Below are 7,409 nucleotides of genomic sequence, written 5' to 3' on the forward strand. Positions count from 1 at the left end.
GGTCGAACATTACGTTGATATCCCAGATCGCGCCTTTTTCGCTCTTAAAGGCCTTGGTGAGCTGGAATTCGCCGCCGTTGCCTTCGTTACCCAGACGACCGATCGCCGAGGCGCCGTTATAAGAGCCGTCCACGCCGACGTATTTCTGATCGCCCGCCTGGAAATGCGCGCCGTAGCGGGCGTAGCCGCTGAACTTCAGGCCGAACGGTACCGCCATATCCGGCGTCGCTGCTGCGGTCTGTGGGTTGGTTTCCAGATCCACTTTCTTCGCGGCGGCGGCGTCCATTTTGGCCTGACGATCCGCCAGTGCTTTATCGACGGCTTTGGCCACAATGGCGTCGATTTGTTCCTGAGTAAATTCTTGTGCCATTACAGAGGAAAGAGGGCAAAGTGCGGCAATAACCGCCATAGCTAAAGGAAGTTTTTTTACAGTTTTCATGGTTATCTNAAATTAATTAATTATATTCTCAGACAATAACCATCCCGTTCTGGTGTAAATATAAAAAGACGCCACCAAAACAAGCTGATTTTATTTTTAATATCGTAGGGTACAGTTAAATAATTAGCGTAATTAATATCTCCGTAGTCAGAATGCCTAAATATTAACGTTGGTAAAGATGAATAATCTCTTCCGATAGTTCACGTGCCAACAGGGAATTCATTAAATGATCCTGCGCGTGTACCATAATTAAGGTCATGGGCTGACGCGCGTCACCTGCATCCTGCTCAATAAGCTTGGTTTGCATATGGTGCGCCTGGCGGGCATAGCCATCGGCTTCCCGCAGGAGATTTTTGGCCTCCTCCATTTCACCCTGACGTGCGGCGTGCAGCGCCTCAAAGCACAGCGATCTGGACTGGCCCGCGTTAATGATAATTTCCATTACCGCATCCTCTAACCTAACCATAATAATATCCTCTAACTATTTAAAGTCATGATAAAAAGAGGTCGGAAATAATATATCAATGCTTACTGTTAAATTTATCTTACTTAACTAACGGTTCCGGCTTATGGTGCAGTTGATGGTATTAATTATTGTTGTTGTTCATTGTTGAGCGCCTTTTAAGCGCGCAGCAAAGGTTAATACATGGCCTCATTGACCAGCATATAAATAACATGCGAGACCACCGTATTTAGCGTCCAGAAATAATGGATCGCTCAATCATGAGTGATGACGAAAGTTCATTTTAAAATCTTTTACGCACGCTGTGGAATTCAGCGGCGGAGCATAATCTTGTACATTGGTGCCTATCCTCGAAATGTAAAAAGTTATTGCGATTGTGATTTGATATGAAACTGAAACCGGTTTCTATTCATAAAAGCTAGAAGTGTGATACCCATCAATTTCTCATGCTTATGAGACTAATTATTTCGTCCTGGGTCACAGAAAATTGTCGTTTGAGGATGAAATGAGCATCAATTGAACAAGTGGCGCCAGACGGGAGCTGCGGGAGGTGGGCCTGACAAGCGTAACAGCCGTCAGGCGTGGTGCGGCACGTTGCCGGATCTGCTTTATCCGGCCTACGATTGCTTATTGCTATTTCTGGGTGGGGCACTGAATGGTTTTTATCGCCTTCTCATAGGCCGCGCGATCGTTCTTATCCAACGCCCGCGTGGCGCTCTGCACCGCGGTTTTATTCTCAGCCGACTCCAGCACGCGATTGGCAAACTGGGTATCGCTCAGCCCGCTGTTTGCCGGGCAGTTCTGCTTCACGTCTTTCACCACCTGCTGTTTTTGCTGTTCGAACTTCAGACCTTCGAGCGGTGCGGAAAACGCGACGGCTGGCAGCATCAGGCAGGCAGCGAGACAGATCTTTTTCATGACGGATATCCTTATGTTCATACGGTGAATTAACTATAGCTGGAATCCCGCTATACCGTTTTTACCCGACGGCGTGAGTCCAGCGAAATCAGTATCACCGAGGATAAAATCAGTAGCGTGCCTAACCAGTCCGGCAGGGTGAAGCTGATCCCGAGCAGCAGCAGTGACAAAAACGCGCTGCTCAGCGGTTCGGCGCAGCTGAGGATGCTGGCTTTTGGCCCGCCAATCATCTGTGCGCCCTTCAGGTACAGGCTGAAAGTCAGGGAGGTACCAATCACCACCAGATAGAAAAAGGCCAGCAGCAGGTTACCGGTAATCACGATGTGGGTGCCTTGTCCTGCGTAGAACGGCAGCAGCATTGCGCCGCCAAGCAGCATACTCCAGCCGACGATCGGTAGCGTGCCGTAGCGGGCTATCAACGTTGATGGCCAGGTGGTGTAGAACGCGGCGGCAAAGGCCGAGGCGATCCCCCAGAACAGCGCCGCGCCGGAGATCGAGAGCGACGTTGGGTCGCCATGAGTGACCAGCAAGAAAGTACCGATAAGCGAGGTGGCGATAGCGGCAAAGACGAAGCGGCCAGGCCGTGCTTTGCGCACGATGGCAAACCACGCCACGATAATTGTGGGTGACAGGAACTGCAAAACGGTGGCGGTGGCGGCGTTGGATTTTTCAATCGCCATCAGGAAGGTGAGCTGAACGGTCATCGCACCGACCAGCGAGAAAATCAGCAGACTTATCGCGTCTTTGCGGTTTTTCAGGACGCGGAAGATGCCGTCGCCGTGCAGGAAAGAGAATGTCAGCAGAATAAAACCGCCGGAAAGCAGGCGAATCATGGTCAGAAACGGGGAGCCCATCTGACTGTGTTCCATGATGTACTGCGCGCAAACGCCGGAACTTCCCCACAATATTGCGGCAATTAAGACGTTAAGCATCCCTTTTCTGGTGGCACCCATTTTTCCTCAACCCTGTCATATTATTTTGCTCTGACGGGCATCATAGCATGGCGGGAAGCGTGCCCCCAGCGATGCGCCGGGGGCAAAAGGGTTAGCTGAGATCGACGTTTTTGCTGCCAAAAAGCCAGGTCAACAGGAAACCGCAGAAGTAGGCGACGGCAAGCCCTGCCGCATAGACCGCCATCCCCGCGTAGATACCGCTGCCCGAGGTCATCAGCGGCAGCGCGACCAGCCCAGACGGGCCGAAGACCGTGTTCAGACCGACCGGTAGCCCCATCCAGGCAACGAGGCCGATAAAGAAACCGCCACAGGCGCCGCCGAGACAGGCGGTGACAAACGGCTTCATGCGCGGCAGGGTGACGCCGTAGATCAGCGGTTCGCCGACGCCGAGCAGGCCGGGGATGATAGCCCCTTTAATCTGCGTGCGCAGCAGCGAGCCCTGTTTCGCGCGGTAGTAAAGCGCCAATGCCGCGCCGACCTGACCGGCGCCGGCCATAGCCAGAATGGTGAACAGTGAGTTGAAGCCCTGGGCTTCCATCAGCGCGAAGTACACCGGTACAAAACCCTGATGCACACCAAACATCACCGCCAGCAGGAACAGCCCCGCCAGCACCGCCGAACCAAACGGGTTCCCGTTAAGATGCAGGAACAGCCACGACATGCCGGTAAACAGGTAACCGCCGATAGGCATAATCACCACGAAAGTCACCGCCCCCATAATCAGCAGCGTGACGGCTGACGTGAGGATCATGTCGAGGTTGGCCGGCATAACGCGACGTACCTGTTTTTCCACCCACGCGCCAATGATCGAGGCAATCAGCACGCCGATGATATTGCCGCGGGGGTCAATGGCGTGGCCGAAGAAGTCGGAGATGCCGGAATAGAAACCGACCGCCGCTTTCGGGTCATAGCCGAGGATAAACAGCGCGGCGATAATCGCCCCGTTAACGCCGGAGCCGCCGAACGCTTTCTGTGCGTTATAGCCAATGAGAATACTCAGGAAGGTGAACATGCCCTTACTGAACACCTTCATGTAGCTGATGACATCAACCAGCGTGGCGTTCGGATGGGCGTTCTCCAGCACGAACAGCTGTTCGGCGAGCGTGGCGAAACCCAGCAGCAGGCCAACGGCGATAAAACCTGGGATCAGTGGCGTAAAAATGGTGGCGAACTTCGCGAGGAATTTCTGCACGCTACTGGTTTGTTTCCCCTTTAGCTCCTGCTTTTTGGCGCTGGCGATATCGGCCAGCGAAGCGCTGGATTGAGCCTCATCTGCCTGCGTCAGCGGCGCTTCTTCCAGCAGCAGGTTCATGATCTCCGAAGCGGTCTGCGCCTTGCCTGGCCCCAGGATAATCTGGAATTGTTCGTTGCTGACCACCACGCCCATCACGCCTTCCACCTGACGAATGGCGGCAACGTCGGCATGCGCTTCATTGCGCAGCGTTAAGCGCAGGCGAGTCATACAGTTCCCCGCCTGCACCACGTTTGGCGCTCCGCCAACCAGGGTAAGAATGCGGGCTATCATCTCTTTATTTATTTTTGCCATTCTACGAAATCCCCAGTCTGATGGATTAGTGTTGCAGCGCCTTGCGGATAAAGCCGCCGTTGTCAGCCAGCAGCTGTTTGGCTGCTTCTGCGCTCAAGTTCGCCAGCACCATCACGATGGCGGTTTTGCAGTGGCGGCCGCAGGCATCCAGCGCCGCCTGCGCGGTTGGGCGATCGCACTCGGTGGCTTCCATCACGATGGAAATCTGGCGTTCGATCAGTTTGGCGTTGGTGGCCTCAACGTCGACCATCAGGTTGCTGTAGACCTTGCCGCTGCGGATCATCGCCCCGGTGGTGATCATGTTCAGCACCAGTTTCTGCGCCGTACCGGCCTTCAGGCGGGTAGAGCCCGTCACCACTTCCGGGCCGACAACCGGGGTAATGGCGATGTCGGCGCGCTGCGCCATTTCGCCGTGCGGGTTGCAGCTGACGATCGCGACCAGCGCGTTTTGTTGATGGGCGTAGGCCATCGCGCCCAGTACATACGGCGTGCGGCCGCTGGCGGCGATGCCGACCAGAACGTCATGTTGGTTAAAGCCCAGCGCCTGTAAATCTTCTGCGCCCTGCGCGGCGTTGTCTTCGACGTTTTCAACCGCCTTCAGAATGGCGGTATGACCGCCAGCGATCAGGCCGACAACTTGTTCCGGGCGGGTGCCGAAAGTGGGTGGGCATTCGCTGGCGTCGAGAATCCCCAGACGCCCGGAGGTACCCGCGCCAATGTAAATCAGGCGGCCGCCATGACGGAACGCGTTGGCGACACTGTCAACCAGCTGGGCAATTTGCGGAATATACGGCGTGATGGCATGAGCAACCTGCTGATCTTCGTTGTTAATTACCGTCAGCATCTCTTCGGTGGAGAGGGTGTCAATGTTGGCGCTGTTCGCGTTGCGCCGTTCAGTCAGCAATTTGCTCAGGTCGATACTCATAGGAAACCTCATCATTCACAGTGGCGAGCAGTATAAGGAATTAATTATTCCATTCATGTGAAGGTTATCACGATTAGACGAGTGAGGTAATGTGTGGTTTGTAGCTATAGCGGGAAAAATTGCGGTAATAATATTGGAATATTTTATTACCGCGGTGAATTTTAGCGTGCGCTGCGTGGCTTCTGCAGACCGAAAAACAGCGCGATACCATAAGAAATGGTCATCGCGAAGCTCATTTTCAGCATGGTTTCGCCACCCAATCCGGCCAACGGTGCCGCAATGCCGCCGCAGACGAACATCAGCGTGCCCATTAACGCCGACGCGGTGCCCGACTGCGCGCTGCTGACGGCGCTCATCGCTTCGGCGCCGGAAACGGTGCTGATCCCGCTCATAAACGATACCGTAAAGAACAGGCCGACCAACGCCAGAACAGGCAACTGGGACCAGGCGAACAGCAGCGTCACCGCCGCGCACAGTACCGCCAGCACCAGGCCACGGCGGAGTAGCGTTTCAGCGGCCACACGGCGCGCCAGTTTTGAGAAAATGAGCGCGGCGATAATCAGCCCGATACCGTTCAGGCCAAACAACAGGCTGAACTGCATGGGGCTCATGCCGTATTCGCTCTGAATAACGAACGACGAGGTGCCGATGTAGGAGAACAGCCCGGCCATCATAAAGGCCTGAATCAGGCAGTAGCGCATAAACCGACGATTCTTCAGTACTGGTGTTCCTTTTGGATGCTGCGCCGTGCTGGCGCTTTTGGCCGGCAGCGTTTCATGCAGCACCGTCAGGCTTAACACCAGCAGCACGACGCCAATTCCGGCCATCGTCCAGAACAGAATACGCCAGTCGAAGGCGGTAATGATGTAGCCGCCGAGTACCGGGGAGAGCACCGGGGCGATGCCGTTGACGGTCATCAGCAGGGCAAAAAACTGGGTGAGCAGGGTTCCCTGATAACGGTCGCGGGCGATCGAGCGCGACAGCACCGAGCCGCCCGCCCCGGCGAAACCTTGCAAGAAACGCCAGCCGATCAACAGGTGAATATCCTGAGTGACGGCGCACATCGCGGAAGAGAAGATAAATAACAGCAGCGACAGTGCCAGCGGTTTGCGGCGACCGATACGGTCGCTGAGCGGGCCGAAGAACATCTGGCCGAGGCCAAGGCCGATCAGCGCAGCGGTGAGAGATAGCTGGGTTTGCGTGCCGGTCGCGCTGAGTTGCTCGGTGATTTCCGGCAGCGCCGGGAGATAAAAATCGGTACAGAGTGGGCCAATGGCGGAAAGCAGACCCAGCACCACGACCCATGACAGGGAAACACGCGGCATGAAAGCTCCTTTTGCAATATTCGGGAGGGGTTAGCGTTAACCCCGTTCGGTAAATAAGAGTGTCATCGTGGCAAAAAAGCCTACGCCGCCGGGTTACGGCGACGATGAAATAAAGATCCTGACGTTTACAAAAAGAATGGCTAAACGGAGACGAGCATCTTAATAATATTCTGGTACGTTATTTCCATGTCCTCTGCGGCGGCCTGCTGGGGAATTTGTCGACGGTAAATCGTCCCTTCCACCATCACCGCCATCACCTCGACGCAGCAGCGAATACGGGTTTCGCTGAGGTGCGGGTAGGTATGACGCAGGTGCTCGCAGGCGGTATTGAACATGCGCGCATCGGCCTCTTTCAGCCAGGCGGCTACCTGCGGATTACGGGTCGCTTCAGCGGCCATTTCCAGCATTAACGCATCGTCATCTTCGTTTAACGACATACGCCACGCCAGCATGTGTGGCATCAGATGGGTTTGAGTTTTTCCCGCCATCTCGGCGATCCGATAGTCGATAATCCGGTGGATCATCTCTTCAATAATCGCGTCTTTATTGTTGAAATAACGGTAGATTTGGCCAACGCTCAGCTTCGCTTCGGCGGCAATTTGCGACATGCTGGCAGCGTGAAAACCGCTGTTGCGAAAGCAGCGGCGGGCAGCGGCGATGATCTCGTCCTGGCGGGCTTTTTGCCGGGCTTCCAGCTTGCTGGTCATGCATGTCTCCGTAAGAATTTATAGTGAGAATGATCGTTCTCATTTTTCGCTCATTATACGTAGTGAGCGTCCGATGAAAAGCATTTTCTAATACGGTTTTTTTCTTTTTTACGTTGTGCAAAAAAGAATGGAG

8 protein-coding genes are annotated in these 7,409 nt (G+C 54.6%); all 8 read right to left on the reverse strand.

Annotation, left to right across the window (positions count from 1 at the left end; all coding sequences use genetic code 11):
* Window positions 1-439, reverse strand: a 439-nt coding sequence (locus tag NNN71_RS22685) for a carbohydrate porin (RefSeq protein ID WP_271459393.1), incomplete at its 3' end; no start/stop codon positions are given.
* Window positions 440-602: 163 nt separating this feature from the next.
* Window positions 603-905 carry a PTS lactose/cellobiose transporter subunit IIA gene (locus NNN71_RS22690; protein ID WP_223803639.1) on the reverse strand — a complete coding sequence of 101 codons (303 nt, stop codon included), beginning with the start codon at window positions 903-905 and terminating at the stop codon, window positions 603-605.
* Between the two features lie 630 nt (window positions 906-1,535).
* Window positions 1,536-1,850, reverse strand: a complete 315-nt coding sequence (locus NNN71_RS22695) for a YicS family protein (RefSeq protein ID WP_411908134.1) — start codon at window positions 1,848-1,850, stop codon at window positions 1,536-1,538.
* 20 nt (window positions 1,851-1,870) lie between these two features.
* The gene (locus NNN71_RS22700; protein ID WP_271459394.1) at window positions 1,871-2,773 is read right to left on the reverse strand and encodes an EamA family transporter; all 903 of its coding nucleotides are present in this window, start codon (window positions 2,771-2,773) and stop codon (window positions 1,871-1,873) included.
* A 91-nt stretch (window positions 2,774-2,864) separates the two neighbouring features.
* Window positions 2,865-4,319, reverse strand: a complete 1,455-nt coding sequence (gene murP, locus NNN71_RS22705) for a PTS N-acetylmuramic acid transporter subunit IIBC (protein WP_271459395.1) — start codon at window positions 4,317-4,319, stop codon at window positions 2,865-2,867.
* A 25-nt stretch (window positions 4,320-4,344) separates the two neighbouring features.
* Window positions 4,345-5,244 (reverse strand): N-acetylmuramic acid 6-phosphate etherase, encoded by a 900-nt coding sequence (gene murQ / locus NNN71_RS22710; RefSeq protein ID WP_163449018.1) that lies wholly within the window; start codon window positions 5,242-5,244, stop codon window positions 4,345-4,347.
* 161 nt (window positions 5,245-5,405) lie between these two features.
* Window positions 5,406-6,569, reverse strand: a complete 1,164-nt coding sequence (locus tag NNN71_RS22715; protein ID WP_271459396.1) for a multidrug effflux MFS transporter — start codon at window positions 6,567-6,569, stop codon at window positions 5,406-5,408.
* Window positions 6,570-6,709: 140 nt separating this feature from the next.
* Window positions 6,710-7,276, reverse strand: coding sequence for a TetR/AcrR family transcriptional regulator (locus NNN71_RS22720; RefSeq protein ID WP_064540843.1), 567 nt, complete (start codon window positions 7,274-7,276; stop codon window positions 6,710-6,712).
* Window positions 7,277-7,409 lie beyond the last annotated feature (133 nt).

This window comes from Kluyvera sp. Awk 3 (genome assembly GCF_028069715.1).
In the GTDB taxonomy this organism is placed as follows: domain Bacteria; phylum Pseudomonadota; class Gammaproteobacteria; order Enterobacterales; family Enterobacteriaceae; genus Kluyvera; species Kluyvera georgiana_A.

Excerpts from the sequence above, each read along its gene's own strand:
- NNN71_RS22690 (WP_223803639.1), bottom strand. The coding sequence starts at position 905 with ATGGTTAGGTTAGAGGATGCGGTAATGGAAATTATCATTAACGCGGGC.
- NNN71_RS22700 (WP_271459394.1), bottom strand. The coding sequence starts at position 2,773 with ATGGGTGCCACCAGAAAAGGGATGCTTAACGTCTTAATTGCCGCAATA.
- murP (WP_271459395.1), bottom strand. The coding sequence starts at position 4,319 with ATGGCAAAAATAAATAAAGAGATGATAGCCCGCATTCTTACCCTGGTT.
- murQ (WP_163449018.1), bottom strand. The coding sequence starts at position 5,244 with ATGAGTATCGACCTGAGCAAATTGCTGACTGAACGGCGCAACGCGAAC.
- NNN71_RS22715 (WP_271459396.1), bottom strand. The coding sequence starts at position 6,569 with ATGCCGCGTGTTTCCCTGTCATGGGTCGTGGTGCTGGGTCTGCTTTCC.
- NNN71_RS22720 (WP_064540843.1), bottom strand. The coding sequence starts at position 7,276 with ATGACCAGCAAGCTGGAAGCCCGGCAAAAAGCCCGCCAGGACGAGATC.